Source organism: Herbaspirillum sp. meg3, from assembly GCF_002257565.1.
Lineage (GTDB): Bacteria > Pseudomonadota > Gammaproteobacteria > Burkholderiales > Burkholderiaceae_D > Herbaspirillum.
Genome location: NZ_CP022736.1, coordinates 3,697,770 through 3,713,489 on the forward strand (window position 1 = coordinate 3,697,770; position 15,720 = coordinate 3,713,489).

Sequence of the window (15,720 nt, forward strand, 5' to 3'; positions counted from 1 at the left end):
TTATCGCTGTGCGCTGTGAGGTGATTGTGAGGGCGAGGCTGGAATTTTATCGTGCATTGCTTCCGGCGTCGCTTGTGTGAAGGAGGTCGAGGATGGCTTGCTTTTCCATTGCCAGTTGAACACCAGCATGGCGATACCGCCTGCAACCAGTCCCCAGAATGCAGTGCCGATGCCGAATAAAGAAACGCCTGATGCCGTGACCAGAAAAGTGATCAATGCTGCCTCGCGCTGTTTTTCATTAGACATGGCGACGGTGAGACCGTTGGCAATGGTGCCGAACAAGGCCAGTCCGGCAATCGCCATGATCAGCGCCTTGGGAAACGCGGAGAACAGCGCGACTACTGTCGCACCGAAGATGCCTGCCATCAGGTAGAAAACGCCGGCGGCCACGCTTGCGATGTAGCGCTTGGATGCATCCTCATGCGCTTCCTTACCCATACAGATGGCGGCAGTAATCGCCGCCAGACAAATCGAAAAGCAGCCGAAAGGCGCCAGCACCAAGGTTGTCAGGCCCGTCCAGGTCATCAGCGGCGATACCGGCGTGTTGTAACCGGAAGCGCGCATGATCGCCACGCCGGGCGCATTCTGCGATGCCATGGTCACGACAAAAAGCGGAATGCCAACGCCGAGCAGGCTGGTCCAGGCGAATTCAGGCATGACGAATTCCGGCGTGGCAAGTGCCACGTGGAAGGTCTCGAATTGCAATAGCCCCTGCGTGCTCGCAAAGACGGTACCGAGGATCAGCACAATGATGATGGCGTAACGCGGCAAGAGCCGCTTGGCGACCAGATACACCGCGAACATGAGCAGCACCAGGGCGAATTCCAGCTTCATGGCGACAAAGACATCCATACCGAAGCGCGCCAGAATACCCGCAAGCATTGCTGCCGCAATCGAGATCGGAATGCGGTTCATCGCGCGTGCGAACAAGCCAGTGACGCCGCAAATGGTGACCAGCACAGCCGAAAACATGAACACGCCGATTGCCTGCGGCATGGAGAGGCCTGCCAGCCCGGTGATCAGCAAGGCTGCTCCGGGTGTGGACCAGGCGGTCACGACGGGTGTACGGTAGTAGAGGGAAAGTCCGATGCAAGTCACGCCCATGCCCAGACCGAGAGCAAAGATCCACGAGCTGATCTGGGTCGGCGTTGCACCGGCGGCAGCGGCTGCCTGGAAGATGATGGCGGCGGAACTGGTGAAGCCGATGAGAACGGCGACAAAACCCGCCGCCATACCCGACCAGGAAAAATCTTTAAACACGTTGTTCCCGAGGGCTCAGAGTTGCGTCAGATCGATCAGAATCTGTCGCGTATTCAATTGCGCACCGCCCAGATGATGCGACAACAGCGAGCGCATCAGAAATTTGCTCTGCGTCTGCGTGTTGAGGTCGCTGTAGTCTTCCTTCTCCATGTCGAGCAAGGTCTTGCCGGAAACCTTGGGCCAGACATCAGACAGGCGCGGGAAGCGTACACCCTGCTCCGGATCAACGACATACATTTCGTCCGGCTCAACCGCTTTTCCATTGGTGACACACCTGGTCCAGTCGCCGGCAACACCGGTTTCCTTGAGCAAGGCGCGCTCGAACTTGCGCAGCACGATGGGAGCAGACTCGCCATGCGCGAGCTGATTGAGCGTCGACACGTAATGATCGAACAGCGCCGGATGCGCGTCGTCGCGCGCCAGCAATTTGACCAGCAATTCATTGAGATAGAAGCCGCACAGCAGCGCGGATTTTTCCAGCGGCAGCATGCCGCCGACCCATTCAGCGATGGTCAGGGTGCGTACTTCGGACTTGCCGGCCCAACTGACCGACAGAGGTTGAAAGGTCTGCAAGACGCCGCGCAATGCAGAATGCGGACGCTTGGCGCCTTTCGCGACCAGTGCAACACGACCATGATCGCGTGAAAACACGTCAACGATCAGGCTGGTTTCTTTGTAGGGGTAGCTGTGCAGCACAAATCCCGGCTGAGCCTGGATGCGGGTTTCTTTTTCCGGCACCTTGGCACGGCGCGGCGTTGAGGATACGCGCGTGCTGCGTTTGGGTGCGGCTGTATTCTTGGCGTTGTCCAGCGCAGACTGCGTCGCAGCAGCGCTCAGTGCTTCTGCATCGAGTGTCTGACCAACTGCAGTATCGGCGATAATCTCAGCCATAAAATGTATAAGTTCTATTCGTAGCCGTAGGCGCGTAAACCGGCTTCATTATCAGCCCAGCCGGATTTGACCTTGACCCAGATTTCGAGATAAACCGGACCGCCGAACAAGCGTTCCATGTCCAGACGCGCCTGCGTCGAGATTTCTTTCAGGCGCGCGCCCTTGTTGCCGATCACCATGGCTTTGTGCCCATCGCGCTCCACCAGAATGGCGGCGAAGACGCGGCGAAGATCACCTTCCTGTTCAAACTTTTCGATCAGAACGGTGCTGGTGTAAGGCAGTTCTTCACCGACAAAACGGAAGACTTTTTCGCGGACGATTTCCGACGCCAGGAATTTCTCGCTGCGGTCGGTGATGTCGTCTTCGCCAAACATCGGCGGATTATTCGGCAACAGTTTGCGGATTTCTTCCTGCAGTTGATCCAGCTGGAAGCGTTGCTTGGCAGAGACCGGAACGACCGCTACAAAATTGTGCTGTGAAGCGACTTCCTGTGCGAACGGCATCAACACCGATTTGTCCTTGCTGCGGTCGGACTTGTTCATCACCAGAATGCACGGCACGTTGGCCGGCAGCAACGCCATGACTTGCTTGTCGGCAGGACCGAAGGTACCGGCTTCGATCACATACAAAATCACATCAACCGCTGTCAGCGTTGTCGTAACCGTGCGGTTGAGCGTCTTGTTCAGGGCATTGCTGTGACGTGTCTGGAAACCCGGCGTGTCGATATAGACATACTGGGTGTTCTCGATCGTCTGGATGCCGGTGATGCGGTGGCGCGTGGTTTGCGCCTTGCGTGAAGTGATGCTGACTTTGGCGCCAACCAGCACATTCATCAATGTCGATTTGCCGACGTTCGGGCGACCGACAATGGCGATGTATCCGCATCGGTAATCGTTCGATGCGTCGGAAGGAGCTGTAGTGTCTGTCATGCGGTTTTACTTTGTGTAACGGGTGGTGCAGAGGCCACGGCCTCGCTTCGGTTTTCGTTCAGATCGGCGGCAGCCAGTTGCGCTTTGTTGTCGCCCCTGCTGTCACCTCTGTCGTTCTTTGCATCGAGCTTGTCACTCTTTGTTTCTGCTTTGCTGTCGGCTTTGTTGTCAGCTTTACCATCGGCCTTGCCATCAGCTTTGGCATCGCCTTTTGCTGCGTCGGACTTGGCCGTTTTGATGGAGACAGGCTTTTCCACCTTATTTTCCACTTTAGGCGCAGCCGGCTCCGCCAGCAATGGCAGTTCCTCGTTCGGAGCATCCGGCTGTATCGTCGCAATACCTGCCAGTTTAAGCTGCGTCGTCCGCGTACGCGGCTTGCGTGCCGAAGCCGGCGCCTTGACCAGCGCGGCCTGCACCGCTTCCAGAGCCAGTTTGGCTGCAGCCTGCTCGCCTGCGCGGCGGCTGCCACCGGTACCGAAAACCTGAATCTCCAGCTTGGGCACCAGGCATTCGATTTCGAATTCCTGGTTATGTGCCGCACCGTGCGTGGCAACCACGTTGTATTGCGGCAATGGAATTTTCTTCCCTTGCAGATATTCCTGCAGCAAGGTCTTCGCGTCTTTGCCCAATGTCTTGGGATCAACCGTATCGAGAATCGGGATATACAGCGAACGAATCACGTCGCGCGCAGCATTGAATCCGGCATCCAGAAAAATGGCGCCGAACAAGGCTTCCAGCGTGTCCGCCAGGATAGAGGGACGACGGAATCCGCCGGACTTCAACTCCCCCTCGCCGAGCCGCAGAAACTGCGACAAATCAAGGCGTTGGGCGATTTCGTAAAGGGATTGCTGTTTGACCAGATTGGCGCGCAGGCGCGACAAATCGCCTTCGTCGATCTTGCTGTAGCGGTCAAACAAAAGAGAGGCAACGACGCAGTTAAGAATCGAGTCGCCAAGGAATTCCAGGCGTTCGTTATGCAAGCTGCTATGGCTACGATGTGTCAAGGCCTGCTGCAATAACGTAGCGTCCTTGAACGTGTGCCCCAGCCGATTTTGCAATACTAATGGATCCATTTATTCATCCGTCGCTTAGAAGTCTGAACCCGGACGCGCCCGGCTGTTCGCCCGCGACGCATTCGATCGACCTCTCAGGCCACCCGGCCCGTTATCTGCAACCAACCACGGTATCGTTACCAGACACCATGATGGGCTGACAGTAGGATTTTCCTGGACTGGAGAAAATGCCTGAAAAAGGCTTCTTCTCCCTTGCTCCAAAAAGATGATGCCTGACAGAAACTTAATGAAAACTGCCAATACGCTTCAAATTACCCAGATTCATCCAGACAAAGAATGCTTTTCCGACAATGTTTTCATCCGGGACAAAGCCCCAATAACGGCTATCCAGGCTGTTGTCGCGGTTGTCGCCCATCATGAAGTACTGACCGGTCGGCACCGTGCAGGCAAACCCTTCGGCGTTGTAAGAACACAGGTCTCTCATGGGATACTGATGCGGATCAGGCACAAAATTCGGAGCCCGCTCATCGGTCAGTATGTTGTGCTCAACACCGGTCAGGATTTCTTGCCATTGCTTATAGTACGTCAGATTCCCATCATCCAGATAATCTGGCAATGGCTTGTAAGAAACTTCTTTACCATTTACCGTTAGGCGCTTGTTTTTATAGACTATTTTATCACCTGGAACGCCTACAACACGCTTGATGTAGTCGACTGAGGTATCTTCAGGATACTTAAAGACCATGACATCGCCGCGCTGCGGATCATTCACATTGATGATTTTTTTGTTAATGATCGGCAAGCGAATACCGTAGGTATATTTGTTCACCAGAATCAGATCACCGACCAGCAGCGTCGGCACCATTGAGCTCGACGGAATCTTGAACGGCTCATACAGAAACGACCGCAAGAAAAACACCAGCGCGATGACCGGGAAAAAACTTCCCGAGTATTCAATCCAGGTCGGCTGACGCAGCAAACTTGCTTCAAGTGCCGCACGTCCATTGGTATCGCTTTTGATGCCCTCGCCACTGAGCTTGGCGATACGTGCATCGAACTCTGCCAATGCTGCGTCTGCTTTGGCGCGACGCTGCTTGGACCAGAAGAACACGTCAAGAAACCAGATCACTCCGGTCACGATCATCAGCACAAACAGAATCAGCGCGAAGTTACCTAAGAGGGACTGCAGGTTCATTTTTCATCCACTTGTAAAATTGCCAGGAACGCTTCCTGCGGAATCTCCACCGAGCCGACTTGCTTCATCCGCTTCTTGCCGGCTTTTTGCTTTTCGAGCAGCTTGCGCTTACGGCTGATGTCGCCGCCGTAGCACTTGGCCAGCACGTTCTTGCGCAAGGCCTTGACGTTTTCACGCGAGATGATGGTGGCGCCGATGGCGGCCTGAATCGCAACGTCGAACATCTGACGAGGGATCAGTTCACGCATCTTGGCAGCCACTGCACGGCCGCGGAACTGGCTGTTGGCGCGGTGGACAATGATCGCCAGCGCATCAACCTTTTCGCTGTTGATCAGCATGTCGACCTTGACCACATCAGCCGAACGGTATTCCTTGAACTCATAGTCCATCGACGCGTAACCGCGCGAGGTCGACTTCAGACGATCGAAGAAGTCGAGCACGATTTCAGCCATCGGCATTTCGTAGGTCAATTGCACCTGCTTGCCGTGGTAGCTCATGTTGATCTGCACGCCGCGCTTTTGCGTACAGAGCGTGATGACCGAGCCGACGTATTCCTGCGGCATGTAGAGATTGACGGTGACGATAGGCTCGCGCACTTCTTCAATCCTGGACGGCTCCGGCATCTTCGACGGATTGTCGACCATCAGGATGGTGCCTTCGCCATCGCGCATCACGACTTCATACACCACGGTCGGCGCCGTCGTGATCAGATCCATGTCGAATTCGCGTTCGAGACGTTCCTGCACGATTTCCATATGCAGCAACCCGAGAAAGCCGCAGCGGAAACCGAAGCCCAGCGCCTGCGAAACTTCCGGTTCGTATTGCAGCGCTGCGTCGTTGAGTTTGAGTTTTTCAAGCGAGTCACGCAAGGCGTCGTATTGATTCGCTTCCACCGGGAACAGACCGGCAAACACTTGCGGCTGAACTTCCTTGAAGCCCGGCAGCGGTTCGGCAGCCTTGTTCGCCGCCAGCGTGACGGTATCGCCGACCTTGGCTGCTTTCAATTCCTTGATACCGGCGATGATAAAGCCGACCTGGCCTGCCGAGAGCGAGTCGCGAGACTGTGACTTTGGCGTAAAGACGCCGATGCTTTCGGTCAGGTGGGTAGACTCTGTCGCCATCAGGAAAATCTTTTCCTTCGGACGCAAGGTGCCATTGACGATGCGCACCAGCATGACCACGCCGACGTAATTATCGAACCAGGAATCGATGATCAGCGCTTGCAGAGGCGCATTGGGATCCCCCTTCGGCGGCGGCACTTTGGCAATCAATGCCTCGATAACGTCCTGCACGCCAAGACCCGTCTTGGCAGAGCACGGCGTCGCGTCGGAGGCGTCGATACCGATAACTTCTTCAATCTCGCTCTTGGCGTTGTCTGGATCGGCCGAGGGCAAATCGATCTTGTTCAGAACCGGCACAACTTCAACGCCCAGTTCCAGGGCGGTGTAGCAATTGGCAACCGTCTGGGCTTCCACACCTTGCGAGGCATCCACAACCAGCAGCGCACCCTCGCAGGCGGACAGCGAGCGGCTGACTTCATAGCTGAAGTCGACGTGACCAGGGGTATCAATCAGATTGAGATTGTAGATATTGCCGTCAAGCGCCTTGTACTGCAGCGCCGCGGTTTGCGCCTTGATCGTGATGCCACGTTCGCGTTCGATGTCCATCGAGTCGAGCACCTGAGCTTCCATCTCGCGATTGGAGAGGCCGCCGCAGAGCTGGATGATGCGATCAGCAAGCGTGGATTTGCCGTGGTCAATGTGGGCAATGATCGAGAAATTACGGATATTGTTCATTAAATTGCGGAAAACGATGAAAAAAGGCGCTCCAGAGTGGGAGCGTCCCCCAAGTGAGCGCCTTTACAACAGCTTTTGTACAACCCAGCATTCTACCGGATTTCAGGGGCTAAAACCCGAATCGCCATTGACGAACCGTCATCAGCGCAGATTCTTTCCGTCATCAGGGCGTTGAAAAAGGCGTTTGCCGGAAATAGCTGATTTACAACTTGAATCGCCCGAGGAATGCGCGGGTTGCCAACGAGATGCGAAATTCGACAAGCAATTAATTTCCGTCAAGCAAAAACCGTTTTACTGCCGGCACATCGAGAAAGTAATGGCATAGCTGCACAGGCGACTGCCCCGCCTTCCTCCCAACTAATACGGGAACCAACTCGTCATAAAGCGCAACCAGCGCCTCATCCGCATCGACATCAATCATTTCAACGGTAAAGTCACAATCAGAGCGAAAAGCTTCCAGAGCATTCGCCATGTCTTCGCATAGATGGCAATACGACCGGGAATACACGATGAAGTGAGTGGTTGACATCAAACGCCTCAATCTTCGACAGATAAAAGGCTGCATGCCGTGAAGCATGCAGCCTTTACAAACTACCAAACAAGCCTGAATCGGGCTTAATTGCCTTCAGTTACGTTAATTACCGCTAGTATTGGGGCGCAATGGAACAAACTGCGACGAATCACCGCGACGTACCAGCACAGCTGCACGCTTCTTGGGATCCAGCTTGGCAACCAAACCATTGAATTGCTTGGCATCCTTGATATCGATGTCGTTCAGACGCTGCACAACATCACCGGCACGCAAACCGGCTGCAGCAGCCACGCCGACAGCAGATTCAACCAGTACGCCGTTTTCGACCTTCAGCTCTTTCTTTTGCGCATCGCTCAAATCACTGACGATCAAGCCCAGGGAGTTTGGCACAGCCTCTTGCTTGGGCTTCTTCTCTTCGACCTTGGCGGGCTTGTCTGCTTCGAGCTCCACGACAGTCAGGCTGACGTCGCGTGCGCTGCCTTTACGCCAGACGTTGACCGTCGCACGCGAACCTGGCTTGATGTTGCCGACCATGCGCGGCAGATCGCTCGGTTTTTCAATCGTGGCGCCGTTGAACTTGAGGATGATGTCCCCGGCTTCCAGACCGCCCTTATCAGCAGGACCGCCCGGCTCGACACGTTGCACCATCGCGCCTTGCGCCTTGGCCAAGCCCAGCGACTCTGCAACATCTTTTGTCACTTCGCCGATTTGCACACCAATACGACCGCGCGTCACGCGCCCGCTTGCCTTCAACTGATCGGAAACCCGCAACGCCTCGTCAATCGGCACTGCGAAAGAGATGCCCATAAAGCCACCGGAACGACTATAAATTTGCGAATTGATACCGATGACCTCACCCTTGAGATTGATCAACGGACCACCGGAATTACCGGGATTCACTGCTACGTCGGTTTGAATCAAGGGCAGATAGTCGCCTGTATCACGCGCCTTGGCAGAAATAATCCCTGCCGTCACGGTGTTTTCCAAACCAAACGGAGACCCGATCGCCAAGACCCATTCGCCTGCGCGGATCTTGTCCGAATCACCAATCACCAGACGCGGAAGGTTGGAACCATCAATCTTGAGCAACGCCACGTCTGTACGCGTATCCGAGCCAATGATCTTGGCCTTGAACTCGCGCTTATCGGTCAAGGTGACATACACTTCGCTCGCGCCCTCAACCACGTGCGAGTTGGTCATGATGTAACCGTCAGCCGAAATGATGAAACCGGACCCAACACCACGTGGCACTTCTTCCTGCTGTGCATTGCCGCCTTTACCCTTATTACGCGGCGCATTGGGCGTATTGGGTGTATTCGGCTGCTGCTGACGAGGCATTGGTACGCCAAAAAAGCGGCGGAAAAACTCCTGCATTTCTTCGTCGTCAGCGCCCGCTTGAGGCTGGCCTGTTTTGACGCGTTCCGTCGTACGAATATTAACGACACCCGGACCGGTGCGATCAACGATGTCTGCAAAATCAGGCAACCCTGCAACGGCCGGCGCGGCAACCGCAGCACTCAAACCGAATAGCGACGGCGACAACGCGAGAACCGACGCACTCAGAAGCGACGACAACAGGACTTTCTTTGCGGGAATCATCATGTGGATTTTTGTATTATTTGGATTTGAACTCTATTGAATTTGACACTTGTCGAATCGCTGCACCAGGAACCTCACCAACGACGGTCAGCCAATAGTCGCCTTGACGGCGGCCAACAATGTTCATGGCGCCCTGTTGCATGGAGCCTTCAGTACGACTTTGCGAGCCAGGCTCGATGAATACCGAAATAGCCGCAAGGCCATCAGAAAATACGATCTGCGACACTTCCCGCTGCGTGGTTACGCCATGCTGGGCAGCGGAAGCACCTGTATTTTGCGTATCGGAGATCAGGCGCTTCACTTCTTGAATCTTCTTGAATCCCGGTGGTGGCGTCACCGCCCAGCCAGAAAGATTGACCTGACTCATGACGGAGTTCTCAATATGCCAGCCACTTGTATTGGTGAAGGTCGGCTTCACGCGGTTGTGATCGATGTTGCCGATTTCGATTTGCGTGAAGGAGATTTGCTCCACCACCTCATTCTTTCCATCAAAAGTCTGCGCGCGCAATAGCAGCCCGGTAGCCTTGTCCGCCCAGAGCTTGTAGCCATAACGCAGCTTGTCTTTTGGTTCGAGGATCACTGCCTGGCAGTCATGACCGGCAACGCGCCCGGTTTCGCCCATTTTGACGCTGTAGTAATCAACCAGATCGGTGGGATTTGCTGCAAGAATCGCCGGAAATACGTCGCGGGTAATGCGTTTTTCGATCAGAACCGTCTTCGCTTCCGGCACATAACAAGCGACATCATCATTGTTGCGAATGTATTCGCGTGGCTTGCCGTCGAGGACTTCCAGCTTTTCGATTTCATTCTTGCCGGACAGAATGTGCGTGATACGCGACGTACGGATCTGATTGGACTGCTGATAAACGAAGGTACCGGAATAATTTAACCGCTGAGCAGCGGATTGTATCTTTTTAAGTAAGACCTGCGCGTCCTGATTGTTGCTCACTTTTGCCGGCAGTGCATTCTCCGCCCGAGCGGAGAATGCCATGAATGCCGAAAGGAAAAGAACGACCCGGAGCAAACCTTGTGTCTGCCGCATATTATTTATCTGAGTCAATTGCAAAAGCCGCCGAACGGGCATATTGGACCGAACTGTACATGGAAGGCGAGAAACGCTGGTGTGCCAGCAGATAATCGTCAATACGAGGATCACGAGCGACCTCGCCCTGCTGCGCCAAACTGCTGACTTGCGTAGCACTTTGAGGCACTGAAGTCGCGGCAACTGTCGTAATGCCAGACGGCGCCACGATTGCCGACGCCGCAGTGCCAGCCACCGCACCGTTATTAGCCATCGTCGCGGGTTGCTGCGGAGACGTCACAAAAACAACCGCCACAACTGCTGCGGCAACTGCTGCACCAGGCATTGCAAAACGTCGTACAAAGCGCCTGCGCGTCGCCCCACCGTTTGCGGCAGCAGCAGGAACAATGATCTGCTCCGCTGCGACCGAATTCAACTGTGGGGCAATGTGCGGAGCAATGATTGCCGGCTCGGCATCAAGACGCGCGTGCATTTTCGCCGTAAATCCTTCACTGAGCGAAAACGCCATTTCATCGGAGCGCAGAACGTCGCCAATCTGATGATACAGATCCCATGTGATCTGCTCCTCAGGCTGACGCAACACGGCTAATGCTACGTTGACGTGTGCGTCAACAAGCTCACCGTCGGCCAATGCCGAAATCTGTTCTCTGCTAATTTCTTTGGTATCCATAAGTAGTCACCCGGCCACAAAATTCAGTTCCATCACCCACTCTTATTTTTATGTCGCTTACCTACAAAACTCTATACTGCGCATAACCCACTACACCTGCCTTTTGCATACAGCCATCGACGTTACCAGCGCTTGTCGATTGCAGTACCCAAGAGCGGCCTCAGTTTCTCCGCGATCGCCTCGCGTGCCCGGAAAATCCGGCTACGCACGGTGCCAATCGGACATCCCATGGCATCAGCGATTTCGTCGTAACTCAAACCTTCAATTTCCCGCAGAGTGATTGCTGTTCGCAATTCCTCCGGCAACGCCTCCATTGCTACGTTGACGGTCTGGGCAATTTGCTTGGTTGCCAGCATCGACTCAGGAGTATTGATGTCCCTTAGGTGCTCGCCATCGTCAAAAGTTTCAGCTTCTTCGGCATCAGCCTCGGTGGATGTCGGCGCCCGGCGGCCCATTGTCACCAGATAGTTTTTCGCCGTATTGATGCCAATACGATACAACCAGGTGTAGAACGCGGAATCACCGCGAAACTGAGGCAGCGCACGATAGGCTTTGATGAACGCCTCTTGCACGACATCCTCAGCCTCAGCCTGATCGCGTACTAAACGCGAAACGAGCCGCATCAGTTTCCGTTGATATTTGGCAACTAATAGCTCGAACGCCTTCTTATCGCCACGCTGTACACGCTCGACAAGCAGTTGATCAATTTCGCGTTCCGTCGTCAAATCCAGGTTCCTTGTTTTTTTATCATTTCTGCACAACCCGAGTCATTGACCAGTTGTGACGCAATAAATTCAGCAAGCGTACTATCTTTTTTGTTTTTAAGTGAATCGCATGCCTAGCGGGCGTCGTTATTATGACTTGCAACCCAGCGGCAAGCCACTTGCAGCGCACGGAAAGTTTCCTTCGAGACAGAGTCCGGTAAGACAGGTATGGTGCGCACTTTGCCGTTTTCAAGTCTCAGACGCAGCAAAAGCAGATTTGGCCACACCGTTGAACCAGCCAGCAACTGCGCCAAACCACCGCTCATGACGCGCGAACCCGCCTTGGCCCGAACAACCGCATGGTGCTCTACCAGCCGGATCTGCCCGGTTCCGGAAATATGCAGCCAGACAGCTTTACGATTTTGCAGCACCAGCCAAAACGCCATCAGTGCTGCCACAACACATACGGCAGCCAGCAACATTCTGACCAGGAAAGACAATTGCCCCACCAGAGCGAAAGCAAAGATAACGCCGATGAGAGCAACGACGATAGCTGCAGCAGCCATCATGAGCAATAGCATACGGGAAGGCTTGATATCCGCGGAAACTGCTATTGACATATAAATTGGAGTGGAGAAACGAACTCGGCTTTCAATTGAAAGCCGAGTTGGGATATTTACACCTTACCGAACACCAGAGTGCCGTTAGTGCCACCGAATCCAAATGAATTCTTGACGGCAATATCAATCTTCATATCGCGCGCCTGATTGGCACAGTAATCAAGGTCGCATTCCGGATCCTGATTAAAGATGTTCATCGTCGGAGGAGAGATCTGATTATGCAACGCCAACACGGTGAACACCGATTCCAGCCCGCCTGCACCGCCCAGCAAATGGCCGGTCATGGACTTGGTGGAATTGACGACCATCTTGTAAGCATGATCACCGAATGCCGCCTTGATCGCATCGGTTTCGTTCTTGTCACCAAGCGGAGTCGATGTGCCATGCGCATTCAGGTACTGAACCTCATCCGGATTGACTCCGGCATCGCGCAGGGCCGAAACCACACAACGACGCGGACCATCCAGATTCGGCGCGGTCATGTGATACGCGTCACCGCTCATCCCGAAACCGAGCACTTCAGCATAGATCTTGGCGCCACGCGCCTTGGCATGCTCATACTCTTCCAGCACCATCACGCCGGCACCTTCGCCGAGCACGAAGCCGTCACGATCCTTATCCCATGGACGGGATGCAGTCGCCGGATCGTCATTGCGCGTCGACAGTGCACGCGCAGAAGCGAAACCACCGATACCCAAGGGCGAAACGCTGGACTCCGCACCACCGGCAATCATCACGTCGGCATCGCCGTACTGAATCATGCGGCTGGCCGAGCCGATGCAATGCAGACCTGTTGTGCAAGCAGTCACGATGGCCAGATTAGGGCCCTTCAGACCGTACTTGATCGACAAGTTGCCGGAAATCATATTGATGATCGACGCTGGAATGAAGAACGGGCTGATGCGACGTGGGCCGCGATTGGTCAGCTCTTCATGCGTTTGCTCGATCAAAGGCAAACCACCAATGCCGGAACCGATAATGACGCCGATACGATCAGCGTTCTCATCGGTAACGACCAGGCCACTATCCTGCATGGCCTGCATCCCTGCCGCCATGCCGAAATGGATAAAAGTATCCATGTGGCGAGCTTCTTTGGCGGGGATGTAGTCTTCGATATTGAAGCCCTTCACTTCACCGGCAAAATGCGTGGTGAAAGGAGTGGCGTCAAACTTCGTGATGGTAGCAATGCCCGACTTACCTTCTTTGACTGCACCCCATGCGTCGGCAATATTATTGCCAACGGGTGAAATGCATCCCAGACCGGTAATGACTACGCGACGTTCACGTGAGCGGCTCAAGCAATTCTCCTGGAGTCGTTCAAAACCAACTTAGGCCTTGACGTGTGCCTTGGCGTAATCGATCGCCTGTTGCACGGTTGTAATTTTTTCAGCTTGTTCGTCTGGGATTTCCATTTCGAACTCATCTTCCAGTGCCATGACCAGCTCGACAGTGTCGAGGGAGTCAGCGCCCAGATCGTCCACGAACGACGATTCAGTCTTGATGTCTGCTTCAGCGACGCCCAGTTGCTCAGCGACGATCTTTTTAACGCGTTGTTCGATATCGGACATAAGTGCCTCCAGTGGATAGGTTACAAAAGTGCGCGCATTTTATCAGGTTTGCACGCCAAAAATTCACTTTTAAGTACTCCTGACAAGAATACTTAATTTGCTGCCAACTGCGTCCAAAGACGCTTAATTCATATACATGCCGCCATTGACGTGCAAGGTCGTTCCAGTGATATAGCCAGCCTGCGGTGAAGCAAGGAAGGAAACCGCTGCTGCGATGTCTTCCGGAGCACCAAGACGACCCAGTGGAATCTGCTGCAACAACGCCGCGGTTTGCTGCTCACCCAGCACTTTTGTCATATCGGTATCGATAAAACCCGGTGCAATGCAATTAACCGTAATGTTGCGGCTACCAATTTCGCGCGCCAGCGCACGGCTCATGCCGGCGACGCCGGCCTTGGCGGCCGCATAGTTCATCTGCCCGGAATTGCCGGCCGAACCGACCACGGAAGTGATATTGATGATACGGCCGTGCCTGGCTTTCATCATGCCGCGCAACACAGCGCGCGACAGACGCCCCACGGCGGTCAGATTCGTGGAGATGACATTATCCCACTCCTCTTCCTTCATGCGCATGGCAAGCTGATCTTGCGTGATGCCGGCGTTATTCACCAGAATCGAAAGGCCGCCGAATTCTTTTTGAATCGCATCAATGACAGCATTACAGGCCGCGACGTCCGTCACATTGAGAACGACACCCTTGCCGCAACCCGGCTGCAATTGCTCCAGATATTCACTGATGGCAGCAGCACCTGCCTCAGAGGTTGCGGTACCGATCACCTTGGCGCCCTGACGAACCAGCTCCTGAGCGATGGCGCGACCGATGCCGCGGGATGCGCCGGTGACTAGCGCAACTTGATTCTGCAGGTTTTGCGAATTTTGCGAATTTTGATCACTCACTTCAATAACTCCAATACTTTGTCCAAAGAAGCCTGATCGACAATTGCTTCGCCAATCAGATCGCCGTTGATGCGCTTGGTCAAACCAGCCAGCACTTTGCCTGGACCGCATTCAACGACATGAGTAATGCCTTCGGCCGACATCTTTTGCACGGTCTCAACCCAACGTACGGCGCTGGCAGCCTGACGCACCAACGCATCTTTAATTGCGGCCGGATCATTGACGATGGCGACATCGACGTTATTGATCAGCGGCAGTTGTGGCGCAGAGAACGGCACATTTGCCAGATACGCTTGCAAACGGTCCGACGCCGGCTTGAGCAACGAGGAATGGAATGGTGCAGAAACCGGCAACACCAGCGCGCGCTTGGCGCCCTTGGCTTTGGCGATTTCACAGGCACGCTCAACTGCCGCCTTGCCGCCGGCAATCACCACTTGGGCCGGAGAATTGTAATTGACAGCCTCAACCACCTCGCCTTGCGCAGCCTCAGCACAGGCAGCACGCACGTCATCGTCCGACAAACCGAGAATCGCCGCCATGCCGCCCTGACCAACAGGAACAGCTTCCTGCATGGCTTGCGCACGGAAACGCACCAGCGGCACCGCATCCTTGAATGCAATCACGCCGGCAGCTACCAGCGCAGAATATTCGCCCAGACTATGACCAGCGACCAGCGCCGGCGCCTTGCCACCCGCAGCCAGCCATGCGCGATAAAACGCGACGGCAGCTGTCAACATGACCGGCTGAGTATTCGTGGTCAGATCCAGATCTTCCTTCGGGCCTTCGGCAATCAGCTTGCCGAGATCGAATTGCAGTGCATCGGAAGCTTCCGCAACAGTCGCCTTGACGACTTCGTTATCGGCAAACCCGTTCAACATTCCGATGGCTTGCGAACCTTGGCCCGGAAAAACAAAAGCAAATTTTGTCATGCTCTATTTTGTCGTTAGTAAATCAATTCGTATCAGAACAAGATGCAGGATGCGCGAGACGCCATCCGCACTCAA

Annotated in this window: 16 protein-coding genes; all 16 read right to left on the reverse strand. The window is 54.6% G+C overall.

The features are described 5' to 3' along the window. Entirely contained in the window at positions 1 to 1,233 is a 1,233-nt protein-coding gene (locus hmeg3_RS16665; protein ID WP_232512021.1) for a benzoate/H(+) symporter BenE family transporter, read from the reverse strand. A gap of 42 nt (positions 1,234 to 1,275) precedes the next feature. Continuing rightward, positions 1,276 to 2,151, reverse strand: a complete 876-nt coding sequence (recO, locus tag hmeg3_RS16670; protein WP_094564714.1) for a DNA repair protein RecO — start codon at positions 2,149 to 2,151, stop codon at positions 1,276 to 1,278. Between the two features lie 14 nt (positions 2,152 to 2,165). Continuing rightward, complete coding sequence (gene era, locus hmeg3_RS16675) at positions 2,166 to 3,080, reverse strand: GTPase Era (RefSeq protein WP_094564715.1); 915 nt, start codon at positions 3,078 to 3,080, stop codon at positions 2,166 to 2,168. Next, entirely contained in the window at positions 3,077 to 4,153 is a 1,077-nt protein-coding gene (gene rnc, locus hmeg3_RS16680) for a ribonuclease III (RefSeq protein ID WP_094564716.1), read from the reverse strand. Before rnc ends, era begins: the two co-directional genes overlap by 4 nt. Before the next feature lie 223 nt (positions 4,154 to 4,376). Continuing rightward, positions 4,377 to 5,288 carry a signal peptidase I gene (gene lepB / locus hmeg3_RS16685; RefSeq protein ID WP_094564717.1) on the reverse strand — a complete coding sequence of 304 codons (912 nt, stop codon included), beginning with the start codon at positions 5,286 to 5,288 and terminating at the stop codon, positions 4,377 to 4,379. Continuing rightward, a complete protein-coding gene (gene lepA, locus hmeg3_RS16690; RefSeq protein WP_094564718.1) occupies positions 5,285 to 7,084 on the reverse strand; it encodes a translation elongation factor 4 in 1,800 nt (599 codons plus the stop codon). Before lepA ends, lepB begins: the two co-directional genes overlap by 4 nt. A 265-nt stretch (positions 7,085 to 7,349) precedes the next feature. Next, the gene (locus hmeg3_RS16695; RefSeq protein ID WP_369828831.1) at positions 7,350 to 7,556 is read right to left on the reverse strand and encodes a glutaredoxin family protein; all 207 of its coding nucleotides are present in this window, start codon (positions 7,554 to 7,556) and stop codon (positions 7,350 to 7,352) included. 162 nt (positions 7,557 to 7,718) lie between these two features. After that, the gene (locus hmeg3_RS16700) at positions 7,719 to 9,218 is read right to left on the reverse strand and encodes a DegQ family serine endoprotease (RefSeq protein WP_198361716.1); all 1,500 of its coding nucleotides are present in this window, start codon (positions 9,216 to 9,218) and stop codon (positions 7,719 to 7,721) included. 13 nt (positions 9,219 to 9,231) lie between these two features. After that, positions 9,232 to 10,257, reverse strand: coding sequence for a MucB/RseB C-terminal domain-containing protein (locus tag hmeg3_RS16705; protein WP_094564720.1), 1,026 nt, complete (start codon positions 10,255 to 10,257; stop codon positions 9,232 to 9,234). Between the two features lies 1 nt (position 10,258). After that, the gene (locus tag hmeg3_RS16710; protein WP_094564721.1) at positions 10,259 to 10,927 is read right to left on the reverse strand and encodes a sigma-E factor negative regulatory protein; all 669 of its coding nucleotides are present in this window, start codon (positions 10,925 to 10,927) and stop codon (positions 10,259 to 10,261) included. A 122-nt stretch (positions 10,928 to 11,049) separates the two neighbouring features. Next, positions 11,050 to 11,652, reverse strand: coding sequence for an RNA polymerase sigma factor RpoE (rpoE, locus tag hmeg3_RS16715; RefSeq protein ID WP_007881448.1), 603 nt, complete (start codon positions 11,650 to 11,652; stop codon positions 11,050 to 11,052). Between the two features lie 113 nt (positions 11,653 to 11,765). Next, positions 11,766 to 12,251: a protein YgfX gene (locus tag hmeg3_RS16720; protein ID WP_094564722.1), complete on the reverse strand. Its 486-nt coding sequence runs from the start codon at positions 12,249 to 12,251 to the stop codon at positions 11,766 to 11,768. Between the two features lie 56 nt (positions 12,252 to 12,307). Further along, positions 12,308 to 13,549 carry a beta-ketoacyl-ACP synthase II gene (gene fabF, locus hmeg3_RS16725; protein ID WP_094564723.1) on the reverse strand — a complete coding sequence of 414 codons (1,242 nt, stop codon included), beginning with the start codon at positions 13,547 to 13,549 and terminating at the stop codon, positions 12,308 to 12,310. A 30-nt stretch (positions 13,550 to 13,579) separates the two neighbouring features. Next, a complete protein-coding gene (gene acpP / locus hmeg3_RS16730; RefSeq protein WP_007881445.1) occupies positions 13,580 to 13,819 on the reverse strand; it encodes an acyl carrier protein in 240 nt (79 codons plus the stop codon). 123 nt (positions 13,820 to 13,942) lie between these two features. Further along, positions 13,943 to 14,716: a 3-oxoacyl-ACP reductase FabG gene (gene fabG / locus hmeg3_RS16735; RefSeq protein ID WP_094564724.1), complete on the reverse strand. Its 774-nt coding sequence runs from the start codon at positions 14,714 to 14,716 to the stop codon at positions 13,943 to 13,945. Continuing rightward, positions 14,713 to 15,645, reverse strand: a complete 933-nt coding sequence (fabD, locus tag hmeg3_RS16740; RefSeq protein ID WP_094564725.1) for an ACP S-malonyltransferase — start codon at positions 15,643 to 15,645, stop codon at positions 14,713 to 14,715. Before fabD ends, fabG begins: the two co-directional genes overlap by 4 nt. Positions 15,646 to 15,720: the final 75 nt, after the last annotated feature.

Coding starts and splice junctions, on each gene's coding strand:
- hmeg3_RS16720 (WP_094564722.1), bottom strand. CDS start 12,251: ATGTCAATAGCAGTTTCCGCGGATATCAAGCCTTCCCGTATGCTATTG.
- hmeg3_RS16705 (WP_094564720.1), bottom strand. CDS start 10,257: ATGCGGCAGACACAAGGTTTGCTCCGGGTCGTTCTTTTCCTTTCGGCA.
- hmeg3_RS16700 (WP_198361716.1), bottom strand. CDS start 9,218: ATGATGATTCCCGCAAAGAAAGTCCTGTTGTCGTCGCTTCTGAGTGCG.
- rnc (WP_094564716.1), bottom strand. CDS start 4,153: ATGGATCCATTAGTATTGCAAAATCGGCTGGGGCACACGTTCAAGGAC.
- lepA (WP_094564718.1), bottom strand. CDS start 7,084: ATGAACAATATCCGTAATTTCTCGATCATTGCCCACATTGACCACGGC.
- hmeg3_RS16710 (WP_094564721.1), bottom strand. CDS start 10,927: ATGGATACCAAAGAAATTAGCAGAGAACAGATTTCGGCATTGGCCGAC.
- lepB (WP_094564717.1), bottom strand. CDS start 5,288: ATGAACCTGCAGTCCCTCTTAGGTAACTTCGCGCTGATTCTGTTTGTG.
- hmeg3_RS16665 (WP_232512021.1), bottom strand. CDS start 1,233: ATGGCGGCGGGTTTTGTCGCCGTTCTCATCGGCTTCACCAGTTCCGCC.
- acpP (WP_007881445.1), bottom strand. CDS start 13,819: ATGTCCGATATCGAACAACGCGTTAAAAAGATCGTCGCTGAGCAACTG.
- hmeg3_RS16695 (WP_369828831.1), bottom strand. CDS start 7,556: ATGGCGAATGCTCTGGAAGCTTTTCGCTCTGATTGTGACTTTACCGTT.
- fabD (WP_094564725.1), bottom strand. CDS start 15,645: ATGACAAAATTTGCTTTTGTTTTTCCGGGCCAAGGTTCGCAAGCCATC.
- recO (WP_094564714.1), bottom strand. CDS start 2,151: ATGGCTGAGATTATCGCCGATACTGCAGTTGGTCAGACACTCGATGCA.
- era (WP_094564715.1), bottom strand. CDS start 3,080: ATGACAGACACTACAGCTCCTTCCGACGCATCGAACGATTACCGATGC.